This is a genomic window from Snuella lapsa, assembly GCF_039539345.1.
Lineage (GTDB): Bacteria > Bacteroidota > Bacteroidia > Flavobacteriales > Flavobacteriaceae > Snuella > Snuella lapsa.
In genome coordinates this window covers 30,013-46,419 of the sequence record NZ_BAABCY010000085.1, presented here as the reverse complement: position 1 = coordinate 46,419, position 16,407 = coordinate 30,013, and the positions used below count along the sequence as shown (strand labels likewise).

The window sequence follows — 16,407 nt, the reverse complement described above, 5'->3', positions numbered from 1 at the left end:
TTTTAAAGGTAAATTGATGCTTTCGTTATATAAATTCTACCGAAAATTATTGAAAATGAAACTAAATAATATTGTAATACCCTTAATTGCAACATTAATAATTATCGCTTGTTCAGATAGCAAAAGGCCGGTGCTTAAAAATAATAAGTTATTTGAAGAAATTGATAGTAAAGTATCTGGAGTCGATTTTGCCAATATCTTGCAAGAAAACGATTCGATCAATTATTTTAACTATGGCTATATGTACATGGGAGGAGGAGTTGCGGTTGGTGATGTAAATAATGACGGATTGGAGGATATTTTCTTCACGGGGAATATGGTTGAAGACAAATTGTATTTAAATAGAGGGGATTTACAATTCGATGATATTACAAAAATAGCTAAGGTTGAAGCAAGCAGTAATATATGGACAACAGGTGTTACCATGGTCGATGTAAATGCAGACGGTTGGTTAGATATTTATGTGAGCGTATCTGGTATATGGGCCAATACAAAAAATCTGTTGTTTGTAAATAAAGGACTAAATGAAAATGGTATACCCGTGTTTTCAGAAGAGGCAGAACGTTATGGTGTCGCCGATGTTGGCAATAGCGTGCAAGGTACTTTTTTTGATTACGATAATGATGGCGATCTTGATTTGTATGTTATAAATTACCCACCTACCGATTTTAAGACTTCAGTTCCAGAATATTACAAACTAATGAATAGTGTAACCGAATTACAATCAAATTCATTGTATAAAAATAATGGTGATAATACGTTTACAAACATAACTGTCGAATCTGGATTACTGGATTTTGGACTTTCACTTTCTGCTGCCATTGGAGATTACAATGAAGATGGTTGGTTGGATATCTATGTGTCAAACGATTTTGCATCACCTGATAATTTTTATTTTAATAATGGTGATGGCACATTTACAGATCAAATAAAACAAACGGTAAACCAAACCGCATTTTTTGGAATGGGATCAGATGTTGCCGATTTTAATAACGACGGTAGATTAGACTTTTTTCAATTGGATATGACGCCTGAAGACAATCGAAGATCTAAGGCCAATATGCAGAGTATGAATGTGCCCATGTTCAATCAGATGGATTACTATGGATTTCATACACAATACATGCATAATACCTTGCAATTAAACATTGGTAATAATAAAAATGGTCTTCCTCTTTTTAGTAACATTCCAAGATTAGCAGAAATGGCTTTGACAGATTGGAGCTGGGGAGCGTTATTTGCCGATTTTGATAATGATGGCTGGAAAGACCTTTTTGTGACCAATGGTACTAGAAGGGAAATAAATAATAAAGATTATTTTAAAAAGATAGGCAAACAGTACAATGAAAAGAAAACGGAGGGAACCAATTTACTGCCTTTAATAGAGGGCATTCCTTCAGAAAAAATCGATAATTATGCATTCAGGAATAATGGAAATCTTACCTTTTCAAACATAGGCGAACAATGGGGACTTAACTATAAAGGGTTTTCCAATGGCGTTGCTTATGCCGATTTAGATAATGATGGCGATTTAGATTTAGTAGTGAATAATTTGGATGAAACGAGTAAAATTTTCAAAAATACAACGTCAGATTATAATTCAAATAATTATCTCAAAGTGCGTCTTGAGGGGGGCGATAAAAACCTGCTAGGTGTCGGGGCAAAAGTATCTTTATTTTATGAGGGGAATATGCAATTACAACAGGTTATGAATTCCAGGGGGTTTCAATCGGCAGTGCCCTCAACACTGAATTTTGGAGTAGGGACAGTAAAGAGCATTGATAGTCTTAAGGTGATTTGGCCCGATGGGAAAGAACAAAGTCTTGTAGCTCTGGGAGTAAATAAACAAATTGAATTAAACTATGTTAATAGTAATTTCAAGTCCCCGTTAACCATTTCAAAACAGCAATTGTTTAAGGATCTAACAAATAAATTGGGGATAGGCTATAAACACGAAGAAAATAAATTTGACGACTATTTCTATCAAGTATTGTTGCCCAATAAAATGTCCCAATTTGGACCAGCATTGGCTGTGGGAGACGTTAATAATGATAATTTGGAAGACTTTTTTGTAGGCGGAGCGTCAGGGCAGCTAGGAGTGATATACCAACAAAGTAAGCAAGGAACCTTTGAAAAGATCATTTTGGATGAAAGTTGGACTGAAGATAAAATTAAAGAAGATGTTGGAGCACTGTTTTTTGACGCTAATGGAGATGGTTTTCAAGATTTGTACGTGGTTAGCGGTGGTAACGAATTTTATAAAAACTCAAAGCCTTATCAAGATCGTTTATATATCAACGACACCAAAGGGAATTTTGTGAAAAACCAAACAGCACTGCCAGACATGTACGTTAGTGGTTCTAAGGTGGTAACAGGTGATTATGATAACGATGGAGATATGGATATTTTCATAGGAGGACGTCATACACCAAGACATTATCCATTACCTGCGAGCAGTTATATCTTGAGGAATGATAGTTCCGATTCCGAAGTGCTTTTTACAGATGTCACCCAAGAAATTGCACCTAATTTGAAAGATATAGGAATGGTCACAGACGCGGTTTGGACTGATTTTAATAATGATGGGGATTTAGATTTAGTAATTGTTGGAGAGTGGATGCCTATTACCTTTTTAGAAAATGAAAGAGGGAAGTTTACGGATAAAACAAAAGATTTTGAATTGGAGAAATCTACTGGCTGGTGGAACAGTATTGTTGCCAAGGATTTTGATAATGATGGCGATGTGGATTTTGTAGCAGGCAATTTAGGCCTGAATTATAAATATAGAGCTACAGAAAAAGAGTCCTTTGATGTTTATGCTGATGATTTTGATAACAATGGAAGTGTTGATATTGTTTTAGGATACTATTATAGAGGTGAACAATTTCCAGTTAGGGGGCGTCAATGTTCCTCAGAACAAATACCGGCTATTAAGATTAAATTTAAAGACTATAATTCTTTTGCTGAAGCCAATTTGGAAGATGTGTATTCAACCCAAAGCTTAGAAGAGGCATTACATTACAAAGCCTATAATTTTGCAACTAGTTATATAGAAAATCTGGGAAGTGGCCATTTCAAAATGAACATATTGCCAAACGAAGCACAGGTGTCTTCGGTGAATAGTATCTTATCTGAAGACATAAATAAGGATGGAAATTTAGATCTTGTCTTGTCTGGAAATTTATATGCCTCAGAAGTTGAAACGCCACGTAACGATGCCTCATATGGTTTATATTTAGAGGGTGATGGTAAAGGTAACTTTAATCCTTTACTTCCATACGAAAGCGGTTTGTTAGTAAAAGGTGATGTTAAAGACTCTAAATGGATTAAGTTAAGTAATGGTGATCAAGCAATTCTTTTTGCAAAAAATAACGATAGTTTACAAATAGAGAAAATAAATCGATAATTACCTCATTATAGACTAATTGTCAAACCTCAAAGACAGATATTTAAACCCTACAATAACCCTGTGTTACTAGATTTGTTATATAATTTTTTCATACAGTTTGTTGAATAGTTATAATTGGTTTAGAGTAAAAAGGGTAGGTGCCTACCCTTTTTAATGATACATTAAGACAAAATTATATTAAAAATGGTTAAATCCAAAAGAGCTTTTTTATTTATTACTGTTATAAGCACTCTTATGGGGTGCCTCGGTAAGAACAAGTTGAGGAAAGATAATGTACTAGCCTTTACTCCAATCGAAAGTTTAGTGCAGCGAATTGCTCCAAATTTTTCAGGTAGGTTTGCTTTTGACATAATAGAAAATGTTGAAACAGATATTTTTGAAATCCAATCAAAGCATGATAAGATTTTAATTAAAGGTAATAGCTATAACGCTTTGGCGGTAGGCCTCAATTATTACCTAAAAAACTATTGTCGTACCTACGTGTCCTGGTATGCCAATGATAAAATAGAGCTCCCCGAAGAATTACCCAAGGTTCCCAATAAGATAACAAAGACTGCTCGCGTAAACAATCGCTTCTTTTTAAACTATTGCACTTTTGGGTATACCATGCCTTGGTGGCAGTGGAAAGACTGGGAACGCTTTATAGACTGGATGGCTCTTAATGGAATAAACATGCCATTGGCTATTACAGGCCAAGAAGCTATATGGTATGAGGTGTGGAAAGAATATGGATTATCCGATAACCAAATCAGATCTTTTTTTACAGGACCTGCGCACTTGCCATGGCATAGGATGTCTAATTTAGATAAATGGGGAGGACCATTACCTCAGTCATGGTTAACACACCAAAAAGAATTACAGAAAAAAATTGTAAAACGAGAACGAGAACTAGGAATGACTCCAGTGCTTCCTGCTTTTGCTGGTCATGTGCCGGAAGCCTTAAAAACTGTATACCCAGAAGCCAAAATAAGCCAGCTGAGTTCGTGGGGAGGTTTCAAAGATGAGTATCGCGCTTTCTTTTTAGATCCTTTAGACCCTGTATTCAAAGAAGTACAGCATAAATTTTTAACCAAGCAAACTGAATTGTATGGAACGGACCATATTTATGGAGCAGATCCTTTTAATGAAGTACACCCGCCAAGTTGGGAACCAGAATATTTGGCGACGGTGTCCAATACCATTTACAGTTCCATAACCGATATAGACCCTAAAGCCACTTGGTTGCAAATGTCCTGGATATTCTATTTTGAACGTGACCATTGGACTAACAAACGTATAGAAGCAATGGTAAAAGCCGTGCCACAAGATAAAATGATGCTGTTGGATTACTACTGTGAAAATAAAGAAGTTTGGAAAATGACGGATTCGTTTTTCAATCAGCCGTTTATATGGTGCTATCTGGGCAACTTTGGAGGTAATACCATGATGGCTGGAAATATTGATACGGTTGAAGAACGTATAGAAAATGCATTAGCGACCAATAAAAATATGTGGGGTATTGGCTCAACCCTGGAAGCATTTGATGTGAACCCTGTGATGTATGAATTTGTATTTGAAAAAGCGTGGTCAGAAGGAAAAACGGATACTAGGAAATGGATTAAAAACTGGGCGGATATGCGTTATGGTTCAAGTATTGAAAGTAGTCGTGCAGCCTGGGAAATTTTACATCGCGAAATCTATAAGGATTCGGCAAGATTAGGACAGGCTACCTTAACCAATGCAAGACCTACTTTAGCGGGAAGTGGTAACTGGACCACAGACCCGACAATTAATTATAATAATGAAGATTTGTTTAAAGCTTGGGAATTATTATTGGAGAGCCCAAGTAATACTTCAAGTTACAAATATGATATTGCTAATATTGGCAGACAGGTATTGGGTAATCATTTTGCAGTGCTTAGAGACGACTTTACCAAAAACTATAATGCTAAAAACCTTGATGGGTTGAAAGAGAGTGGGGAAAAGATGTTGGTGCTATTTGATGATTTAGATAAGCTTTTGGCAACACAATCGTCTTTTCTAATAGGGAAATGGTTAGAAGATGCTAAAGCTTTTGGAGCTAATGAAAAAGAACAAAAATATTATGAACATAATGCCCGTAATATTGTTACCACTTGGGGGACAGCCTCACAAAGCTTAAACGATTACGCCAATCGCTCTTGGGCTGGGTTGACCAAAAATTTTTATAAAAAGCGTTGGCAAATGTTTGTTGATAGGGTGATTAAGGCCGTTGAAAGCAACGAGGTATTTAATGAAGAAGCATTCTATGATAAAGTAACCCAATTTGAGTGGGATTGGACTCAGGGTAATGAAGCTTATAGCCGTGAACCTGTAGGAGATGCGTTAGAAATTTCAAAGGAATTAATAGAAAAATATAAAGAAGACTTGGAATGAGAATGGTTTCTAATTTAGCGATGGTACAGTATATAGTTCTTATGTGTTTTTTTGGATACGGATGTACTAAAAATGATAATGGTAGTGATATAGCCCAGTCTAGTCAGGAAACCAATATTAAAATAGGGTTTTTAAAGACAGAAAGAGGAGATTATAGCGCAGGAGATCAGGTAAAATTGGAAAGTTTTATTATTGAGAACTTGTCATCTACACCAGTAAGTATTTCCAGTGTTCTTGTAAGTATAAAAGATTTTAGTTTAAATAGGGTTTTGTATGAGTTGGAACTAATGACGGATGTAGAGATAGAAGTAGAGAAAACACATCAGGTTTCAGGACGATCAATTTTTACAATTCCTTCAGATTTTAAAAACGAGCCCTATGGAGTGTATATTAGAACGATTTTTTCCGATGGCTCAGCGAAAGAATTTTATAAAACATTTTTTAGGGTTAAGGACAACCAAACATTGCTCACTTATAAAATTGATAAAGAAGATTATAATGGTTTATCAGTTTATAAATTAAGAGGCGGTTTAAGTGCTGAATATACTATTCAAAAAGCAACAGCATCATTTGCTTCAGCAATATCCCATACATGGACTACTCCAATTGAAAGTGTGGTTTCAACGCCAGACTTTTTAGAACGATCCATTAACTATACCGTAGATTTTTACAATGAAGCCGTTGGTTCAACAACACCCATAGAAACTGTTATCATTTCAACAGGAATACCAGGTGTACAGTACTTGGCAAAAAATATGAAAGCCATTGTATTGCCATTACATTATTTAGTGGCATCGGGAACTGTTAAAGAAGCCCAAACTATTTTAGACCAAGCTAACAATACAGGATATTCTGTTTACGGAACCATTGGTCATGATTTTTCGATAACCAACACACAGAGTGTGGGTTGGATAAAATTATTGGAATTACCAGAGCAATATAAAAAGTTTATCAATGATCATCAGGTGAAGAACGTCATTCTATTAGGGCACACCGGGACAAATGATGGTGAAACTGCCGCACAAAAAGTAGCAGATACAAGAAGTAAGTATGAAGCTGGTTCTTTATATTTAATGCGTTTTTCGGGAGATGCATCAGATGGTTATTTAGAGCAAATATTAAGTGATTATAATAGAACAAGACTATCTGCTGTAACAAAGGTGGCAGATTGGGAAGCAGGAATAATTCCAGAACAAATAGACGGTTTTAGTAATACACTAAAAGCAGAAACAGGAGTTACCGTAACTTCGGTTACGGCAAGTGATGGTGTACATCTATGGAATTTAGGAACTTATACTTCGTTGGCCTTAGCAAAAAAGAATCAGGCTATTTTTGAAGTTGGTGGGCCTGCTGTAAGAGGAATTTCAACAAATCAATATATGCTTGGTAACCCTGGCTACGAAAGTTATATACGATATATTCCCTTTTTATATTTCGCGGGAATATCAGCAGAATTTCAATATGATAATTGGTTGGGCACCAAAATAAAATCTGCAATTAATGCTTATTTTCCAGATATCGTATTTGAGAACTTAACATTTTGGACAAATCGTTTAGATATGGATGTTTTGTTGAGGTCTAAAGGGTTGACCGTAAGATCAAGTAACTATCAAGAAGGACAAATTTGGAATCTTGGCAATGGTATAAACAGTTTAACAGAAGTGAGAGCAGATGATATAATTAATACCACCACTCCATCCGCATTTAAGAGTTGGAATGAAAGTTTACAGTATCTGGATGTAAGCGATTTGGAAGATATATCCAATAGATTTCCAGAAATCGTAGTAACAGCCAAATAATTAAAATAACATTTTAATATGAGAATAATAACGTGTATAGTCCTAATATTGACAATGGTTTTTATTGGATGTAAAGATTACAAGCAAGAAAATGTAGTTAGAGAAGGAGAACATCCCATAAAAATAGAAGTTACTTTGAATAAAGGAGCATATAATGCGGGAGAAACCATTAATGTCCGAATAGGTATTGAAAATCATAATAGTAAATCAGTGTCAATAGAAACAATAAGTCTTAAAATCGTAAATATTTCAGAGGGATTAAGCTTTCGGACATTGGAACTAAAAGAAATAGAGAACAGATGGGATGGTAAGAAGAAATATACGGAAATAACAGAGATAGATTTACCATCTAATATAAAAAAGGGAGCCTACGGTATTTATTTGGTTTTGAAGGAAGAAGGGTATATAAAAGAGGAAACCTATCAAACTTTTTTTAGAGTGATCGATAACAATGAACTAACCGTTTTTGATATTGAAACAGAAAAGGTTGACAACGTCCCTGTTTTTAAATTAGATGGAGGAATGAGCGCTGAATATATTGTTGAAAAATCAGCAGAAAACCTCTCTTCTGGAATATCGCACTCCTGGAAAGTCAATGCCCCAGGTTCAGGCCCAAATCATGTGTTGGCAACACCCAATTATTTAGAAAAATCTGTTAGCAAAACGGTAGATTTCTATAATGAAACTTTAGGAATTAATACAGAAATAGAAACTGTACTAATAACTACAGGCTTTCCATCAATTCCCTACATTTCAAATACTTTAAAAGCTCCAGTATTACCCATGCATTATTTAGTAAGTGTTAATACAGTTAAGGAAATTCAAACCATTTTAAAAACGGCAAATGATAATGGTATTGCATCCTATGCAACTTTAAGTCACGATCCATCTGTGCCCTATGCCGTGTCCTGGGTTAAATTATTGGAGTTGCCAAAAGAATATAAGGACTTTATAAAGCAGCATAAAGTAAAGAATGTGGTTGTACTCGGAGCCACAGGTACAAGTGGAGGAGAAACCAAAGCAAAACAATTATTGTATGATGGTTCTATAAAAGGAGAGTATGCAAACAAAAGTATTTACATCATGTATCCAGGAACTTCCCCAGATGATGTAAAAACCTTAAATGAAAAAATAGTCGATTTAAAAGATTTTAAACAACAGGAGAGCTATATAAGAATAGCCGATTGGGAAAGTGGCATTAATCAAAAACAAATAACCAATTTTAAAGAGGGAGCAAAGAGTGTAAGTCCTTCTATTTTTGTTGTAACAATAACAGCAGAGGATTTAGGAAGATTGTATGCTTTAGGAGGCTATAGTACTATAGCTATGATGAATAAAAATAAAGAAAAGTTTGATGGGGTTAAAGGTGTGGTATTTAACCCATATTTAATTTCCCATCCCGTAATTGAAATGAAAAAGGGTTTTGTACCCTTATTATATTGGCAACTGGTAGGAGCCGAATACACTGTGTATAATATGGAAAATGATCTTTTTAAAGCCATTAAACATTTTTATCCAACTACAGATGTAAAAGAGTTGAGTTTATGGTTAAATTCTACCCGCAATTTTGGAGCTAAGTGGTCAGCTAACAATTTGATGAATGAGTTGACCAAAAAAGGATATTCTAATTTTATTGAAAACAACTATGAAGTCGATGAGGTTTGGAATTTGTCGGATGGGCTAGATTCACCGTGTGAGTTGTTATTTAAAGAGATAAAAGAAAGTTCAGGTTTTGATAGCTTAAAGCATTGGAACAACTCATTAAAGCCGTTAACCATTAAAGATATTGAAGAATTATCGAGCATATTTGGGGGATTTCAGGTAGAAACGAATTGAGAGCGGAGCGAAAAGGGTAATAATAGTGTATTGATTTTAATACTGTTTTGACAAGTAAGGCATCAACCTAAACAGAAAGGATCAACAGTTAACACTATAATGGCGTATTAGGTTATTTATAACCCTAGTGTTTATATGACAAATGGACAATTAAGGGTACCAATGTCCAATGGTTAATTTGCCAATTGTATTAACATCCCAATAAAACCAATAATTAAGCAAAGGGGCGAAAATATTCTTGAATCAGCTTTTCCAAATTTGGTATTCTTTATTTTTTTTAAGAGACCTAGATATTTAAAATCTCCAATGGCACGTAAAATAAAAATAGAAGGAATGAACCAATATGTATAGTTTACCATCCAGTTTGAAAGTTGAATTGTAATAGCCCCAGATTTTATAAGGTACAATGCCCCAAATAAAACTAATATTATACCTACTGTCAAGGTAGCCAATTTGGGAACTGAAGGTATACGTGAAGTATTGTCTTTTGATGGGATAACCATTTCTAAACCTCTTTTGCCTCCAAAAAACCAATAGAAGTGGAAACCGCTAAGCGCTGTAAAAATTAAAAATAAAACTACGGATAGGATTTTAATGGTCATAAGTTTGGGATTTGAAAGATACGTTTAAATTGTTTTTTGTTGATAGTAGTTGGTGTTAATTTTAACAACAGGTTACGACAACCTCTAAGTATAGGATTTGAAAGGTGTGCCATTTTTCCAATGCGCCAACTCGTTTTTACTACTTGATGCGCTTTGGGTAATCTTAAATTTTGGTAGATTTCAAAAGCTTTCATGGTATCGTATTTACTCAGACATTCTGAAAGAACATAAGCATCTTCAACGGCTTGACAAGCACCTTGTCCCATGTTTGGTGTTGTTGCATGGGCAGCATCTCCAATGAGGCAGGCATTTTTTTTATACCATGCATAGGTAGGTTTTAAATCTGATATTTCTGCTGTATTTATTAGTTCCATTTTGGTAGCGGCAATAATGGACTTAATAACTGGATTGTAGGTGCTAAAGTATTTTTCAATAGCGTTTAAGGACAATTCATTTTTGCTACTGCTAAAGGTCTTTAAAGCGTACCAATACACACTATTTTTGTTAATTTGAACAAAGCCAAATCTTCCAGATTCACCCCAAGCTTCGTTTAACTCGTTTTTAAATGCTATTGGTAGATTATATTTAGTAATCCCTCTCCAGCATATTTGATTCGCATGCCTAATTCTTTTATTTGGGAATAGATTCTGTCTAACTACTGAGTTGATGCCGTCAGCTCCCAAAAGAATTGAGGTTTGACTTTGCTTTTTAGTGTTAAATTCTAAGGAATAACCATTAGCGTTTTCTATGACTTTTTTAAGGCTATGATTTAAGTGGATTTCGGTAGAAGTTAAACTATCAATTAAAATCTGCTGTAATGTACCTCTATGAATTGCAATGCTTTTTATATTATGCTTTTGTTCAAAATTAGATAGATCAACTTTTGTAAGCGGTTTCAAGTTAGCCTTGGTGATATTCATTTTGGAAATTGGATATCCATTCTGCTCAATTGTTTTTCGTAATCCTAATTTTTCATAGACTTGCATTGCATTACTGGCTAAAATGATTCCTGCACCTACAGGTTTTAGTTGTTCCGTTTTTTCATATAGCCTTACTTTAAAGCCCTTTTGTTCTAGTGCTATAGCAGTAGTTAAACCTCCTATTCCTGCACCAATAATTGTAATTTCTTTCACGTGTTTATGCTTATTACTCGTTTATTTTTTTAGGTCAAATGTACTAATAAATTAATTATTAGGTCAAGGTTACTAATTTTATTATTTTTGTATAATGAAAAAAACGAAAGCGGTCATATTAGATGTAGCATTAGAATTGTTTAATAATCAAGGCTTATCGAAAGTTACCTTGAGAACAATTGCTAATAAAATGGGGATTAGTCAAGGCAACTTAAATTATCATTTTAAAAAGCGGGAGGACATTATTGAAGCTTTATATTTTCAATTGGTTAAAAATATTGATGAAAACTTTATATCTGAAATTCAACCTAAGAATAGTTTGAATGCTCTTTTTAGTATTTCAAACTCAATAATGAAAAGTTTTTATGAGTATCGTTTTATCTTTCTTGATTTTGTGCAGGTTATGAGAGAAAACGATAAGATTAAAGCGCATTATTTGCAACTAATGAAAGAAAGAGAAGGACAATTTATGAAATTGATTGATTTGTTGATAGAAGGCGGTTTTATACGGCTTGAAATGATTAAAAATGAATATTTAAACCTATATAAGCGTGTTCAGGTTGTTGGTGATTTTTGGATATCTTCTGCTATAACAGCCTCCAATTACGTAACCGAGGAAACGATTCTTGGTTATACTGAAATAATGAATCAAACTATTTTTCCTTATTTAACTGAAAAGGGCAGGCAAGAATATGAGTTGTTTGTTTTTGATTAATAAATGGAAGCCGGAAGCATATTGGATATATAAAGGAAAAGCCTCTGTTTTTAGCAGAGGCCTTTTGTTTAAAACCAAACTTTAGGGAGTGATTAATTCTATTTCTAGAAACAGCTTAATGGTAAAAAGCAGATTGAGGTATGCTCGATTTTGTAATATTGTTAGTTTCCCATTCCAGTTTAAATGGTTTTGCTGTCATGTTGGCATTGTATAAATAAATACGGATAGGATGTAATCCTTTTTGAAGGATCATGGTTTCCGTTTTAGTTGTATTGGCTTGATAGCTATAGTCGGCATCAACTAAAATGGCATCATGTAATTTAATAACAGCTTTACCACTAGCACTAAAACTAAAGGTATATGTGCCGTCCTTTGGCACTTCTAAATAGCCTTCAAATAAGTAAAGGTCTTGCTCTTGTTCGGTATAATCAAAATTATTCAGATTTTTTGTTTTTCCTTTTTTCGAGGGATTAAGAACTTCCAGGTTGGGTAACCATGGATAAATACCGGAATAAGATGTCCATCTCAATCCTTTCTTTATTTTTCTGACAGTAACCGAAGGTATCGTTAAATCATCGTAAGGGCGTTTTGCAGAGGTATTGGTACGACGCATTTGGAGTATGCGAGCTTTCATCGTACTTTGCAGTTCAGACATAGCATTGTTAATAGCCAGATTATTTGCTTGGTGAGTATCGTTTTTAATATCGTATATTTCAAAATCAGCATTAACATCTTCAATATTATAACGAATGCCAACGTAGTCGTCTACACGAATCATTTGCATTTCCTTTCTAGGCCGATTGCGGTTATTTTCATTAAAGGCTTTGTAGTTAGGTGTTTTTCCTCCAACACTGTATTCTACGTATATTTTACTATCCTTTTGTCCTTTACTATTTGTTAATGAAGGTAATAACGATACGCCATCACTGTTTGCAGGAGCAGGTAATCCGGCAGCTTCCATAAATGTAGGCAACCAGTCGTAAGAAATACTAGGCGTATTGTTTATAGTGTTTTTTGCAATCCTTTTTGGCCACCTTACAACCAATGGCATGCGTAGTCCTCCTTCAAGAACATCACGTTTAATGCCATCAAAAGGGCCATAACTGTCGAAGAAAGTGGGGTGGTTGGGAACGTATGGTTTTGGTAAGTATGATTCTTGTGAGGGACCATTATCTGAAGTGAAAACGACTAGTGTATTATCATCTATGTTTAAATCTTTTAATAGCTGTAAAATATCACCAACCGCATCATCTATTCTACGCACGCTTGTAGCATATCGTTTGTAGGTATTGGGCCAAGGGACTTCGGCTGTTGCGGTATTGGTATCGTGATCGTAAGTAGCATTGGCATAATCGGGGTGCATCCAAGAATCTGGCTGTCCGCTGGCAGTATTTATCATGTGTCCAGGAGTTCCTAACCATTGTATACCACCGTTTAGGCCACCTCCTTTAGGATATGCTTGGGTTGGTAGTTCTAAAACGGCATGAGGTGTATCGTAAGCTAAGAACATAAAAAATGGTTTTTCGTTATTTTTAACGGTATTGGTAATCCATTGTTTAGCTTTCGCTGTCCATAAATCGCCAGTAAAACATTTGTCTAATGCTTCGGTTACGTCGGTGTCGTTTTCCCAAACTTGGCCGTGGTTTCTGTATAATCTTTCTTTAGGATAATGTTCGTGTCCATCTACATGTGTCATATAGCCATAAAAATAGTCAAAGCCCCTGTTAGTAGGTCGGGCAGGCCAACTAGCTCCGTTTTCAGACCAACGCTTATCTCCCTGTAACCCCCATTTTCCAATTGCAGCTGTAGTATAACCTGCTTTTTGTAATGTATTGGCTAAGGTATGGTTGTCGGCCAAAGCTTTGTCAAATTGGTTGTTTCTTACATTGGCATGTCCTTGACTCAAGCCACTAAGTAAGGATGCTCTGGAAGGGGCACATACTGGGGCTGCTGAATAATGCTGAAGCATTACGGCTCCTTCGTTGGCCATAGTATCTAGGTGTGGTGTAAAAGCCCAAGGTTTTGACCTGTCATTATTCTTTTTCCTTTCATTTTGATATAATACTCCCAAATCCCCGTAACCTAAATCGTCGGTTAAAATAAAGATAATGTTGGGTTGCTTTTCATTTTCTCGTTTGTTTTTTTGACTATGGCCAGATTGTACAAAAAGTACGCTAAGTATAAGAAGAACGAATGGTGTTAATTTCATTGTTAAGGGATTTTAATGTGTTTTTAATTTTTAGTAGTAGGAGATAGTTTTGTATGATGAGCAAAATTATTTGGTACCAAATTTAAGCTTCCTAAAACATCCAAACTGGCAGCCTTAAGATTGTAGGGGAGTTTGTTGTTTTTTGCAAGTTCTGTTATAGTTGCAATAAATGGTGTTTTATTGGATACGTATAACAAATGGTTTAAAGTCATTAGTGCCAGATGTTCATTGTTGGTTTTACAATAGGATTTTAGTTTCTGTTCGGCAAGCTTATTATGAAAGCTGTTATAAGCTATAACCGAAGCAGTAATGGAAACAGGAGCATAACTGTCATTAATGGCTTCTTGTATAGCTGTTTTATTGGCCTTTAAAATGGTTTCATTTTGATTTCTTAATCCTGTAATAGCCCAATAACGAATGATTTTATTTTCATTGTTAAGTGCTTTAATTTGCATCTCGGCAATAGCCTTTCCTCGCTTTCCAGATAATGCAGCAATTTTGTAGATTTTGGCAATAGGGTAGTTGTGGGCGTCTAAACGAAATTGGTAAGGTGTTGTTGTTTTAGAAATCTCATTAATTTCATATTCAGGTAAAAACATAACATCCTTAGAACTCAAAATCTTTTTATCCAAAGCTTTTCTAAAGCGTTTTAAAACTTTTTGCATTTCTGGTTTGCTCGCTAAATTTTCTGTTTCCCATGGATCTGCTTTAGTGTTGTATAATGTTTCCGCTAAGCGAGGTTTAAAGAGATCGGATTGTAAGTCGTTCAATTTACCGTTTTGTAAATCGTTTCGCATTAGCTGTTTTATATCGCCTATTTCCATAAACCGAATGTATCTAAGTTCTGGCATAAATGGCATATAGTTTCTAGAGTAGGTATAAGTACCATCGGTAATACTTCTTATCATGTCAATACCATTGTCGGAACGGTCGCTAGAAAGTTCTAAGTATGGAGTTGGTTTAGAGTGATTGCTCGATGCAAAAACACGGCCTTTCATATGTTTGGGCACGGGAACTCCAGCAATGGCTAGCATAGTAGGAGCCAAGTCTTCAAAACATATCATTTCATTGGTTATGGCTCCAGTGGTTTTTATAGGTGATAAATGTTTGTATTTTTCTGGAAACCATGCAATAAAAGGAATTTGATACCCATAGTTAATGCCATTAGTCTTGCCCCTTGGCATACCTTCTCCGTGATCGGCAAAACAGAAAATTATGGTGTCGTCTCTTAAACCATCGTCTTCCAAACGTTTTAGTAGTTTTCCAATATTTATATCGGTAAGAGCAATGCTATTGTATACACGAGCAAATTGTTTGCGCATTTCGGGAGAATCCCTATATATTGGAGGCATAGGAAAGTCTTGCTCTCCAATTTGATTTGTTTCTGGCAATTTATCTATTACCAGTTTTTCATAGTTTTTATAAGAAAAGGTCATGGTTCTAGACTGATGCGAATCCATAAAGTTAAAAACAGCGAAAAAAGGTTGATCTTGTTCTCTTTTCCACCAACCAGCTTTGTTCGAGTTTTCATTCCATGCAGCATCAATAAAATCTTTTACATTTTTTATATTATAGTCCGTTTTATAGTTGTTGGAAGTATAATAACCTGCTTGCCTTAAATAGTATGGAAATCCATGTATAAAATCAGGAATGGGGAAACTACTGCGATGGTTACCAGTACCCATTTCAAAGGTACGTACTCCTGTGATTAGGGTAGAACGCGACGGTGAACAAACTGTTCCTGTTGAAAACGCATTGTTATAGCGTATGCCTGTTTGTGCCAGTTTGTCCATTACTGGTGTACGAGCGTCTTTGTTGCCATAGCAACCTATAAACTGGGGAGATGTATCTTCAAAAGTTACCCATAAAATATTAGGACGATCTTGCGAAAATCCTAAAAGTGAAATATTGTATAATATTAAAAATAGAATCTTTATTTTCATTCGTTTAAATTTTATAATTATTTAATAGTGAGTTAATTATAAGATTGAGAATGTATGCAACCGCTACGCTCTCACATTAAAAATTTTAAACATTCCTCTCTCAAAGAGAGTTTGCAAATCTTGTATTTCGCTGTGGGACAAAATTCTTAACTAGGAATTTGTCATCCACATTATATATATAACTAAAAAGCAAAAATGGGTGAAAAACTTTTTAAAATCAAAACCAGAATATAGCAGCTTTACTTTTTCTTAAGAGCTTCAAATTCTTTACACATTTTAGTTTCTTTTTATCTCTATAAACGAGATTTAAATGTTCCTAAGCTAACTAACAACTACCTCGTGTGTTTGTACCGAGGTAGTTTGTTGA

9 protein-coding genes are annotated in these 16,407 nt (G+C 34.9%); 5 read left to right on the top strand and 4 right to left on the bottom strand.

Annotation, left to right across the window (positions count from 1 at the left end):
- Nucleotides 1–55 precede the first annotated feature (55 nt).
- The 4 genes from ABD792_RS15890 (at nt 56) to ABD792_RS15875 (ending at nt 9,438) form a co-directional block, all read left to right on the top strand.
- Nucleotides 56–3,406 (top strand): VCBS repeat-containing protein, encoded by a 3,351-nt coding sequence (locus ABD792_RS15890; RefSeq protein ID WP_345007351.1) that lies wholly within the window; start codon nt 56–58, stop codon nt 3,404–3,406.
- Nucleotides 3,407–3,592: 186 nt separating this feature from the next.
- Nucleotides 3,593–5,803: an alpha-N-acetylglucosaminidase gene (locus tag ABD792_RS15885; protein WP_345007350.1), complete on the top strand. Its 2,211-nt coding sequence runs from the start codon at nt 3,593–3,595 to the stop codon at nt 5,801–5,803.
- Complete coding sequence (locus tag ABD792_RS15880; RefSeq protein WP_345007349.1) at nt 5,800–7,602, top strand: hypothetical protein; 1,803 nt, start codon at nt 5,800–5,802, stop codon at nt 7,600–7,602. Before ABD792_RS15885 ends, ABD792_RS15880 begins: the two co-directional genes overlap by 4 nt.
- Before the next feature lie 18 nt (nt 7,603–7,620).
- Nucleotides 7,621–9,438, top strand: a complete 1,818-nt coding sequence (locus tag ABD792_RS15875) for a hypothetical protein (protein ID WP_345007348.1) — start codon at nt 7,621–7,623, stop codon at nt 9,436–9,438.
- Between the two features lie 173 nt (nt 9,439–9,611).
- Here ABD792_RS15875 and ABD792_RS15870 read toward each other — a convergent pair whose 3' ends face one another.
- Together ABD792_RS15870 and ABD792_RS15865 are read right to left on the bottom strand one after the other, a co-directional pair.
- Entirely contained in the window at nt 9,612–10,040 is a 429-nt protein-coding gene (locus ABD792_RS15870) for a DUF3995 domain-containing protein (RefSeq protein ID WP_345007347.1), read from the bottom strand.
- Nucleotides 10,037–11,173, bottom strand: a complete 1,137-nt coding sequence (locus ABD792_RS15865) for an FAD-dependent monooxygenase (protein ID WP_345007346.1) — start codon at nt 11,171–11,173, stop codon at nt 10,037–10,039. Before ABD792_RS15865 ends, ABD792_RS15870 begins: the two co-directional genes overlap by 4 nt.
- Before the next feature lie 94 nt (nt 11,174–11,267).
- Here ABD792_RS15865 and ABD792_RS15860 point away from each other — a divergent pair, with 94 nt between their 5' ends.
- Entirely contained in the window at nt 11,268–11,888 is a 621-nt protein-coding gene (locus ABD792_RS15860; protein ID WP_345007345.1) for a TetR/AcrR family transcriptional regulator, read from the top strand.
- Between the two features lie 115 nt (nt 11,889–12,003).
- On the opposite strand, the gene ABD792_RS15855 is transcribed toward ABD792_RS15860, so the two are convergent.
- Complete coding sequence (locus tag ABD792_RS15855; protein ID WP_345007344.1) at nt 12,004–14,097, bottom strand: sulfatase-like hydrolase/transferase; 2,094 nt, start codon at nt 14,095–14,097, stop codon at nt 12,004–12,006.
- A 23-nt stretch (nt 14,098–14,120) separates the two neighbouring features.
- Nucleotides 14,121–16,040, bottom strand: a complete 1,920-nt coding sequence (locus ABD792_RS15850) for a sulfatase family protein (RefSeq protein WP_345007343.1) — start codon at nt 16,038–16,040, stop codon at nt 14,121–14,123.
- Between the last annotated feature and the right edge of the window lie 367 nt (nt 16,041–16,407).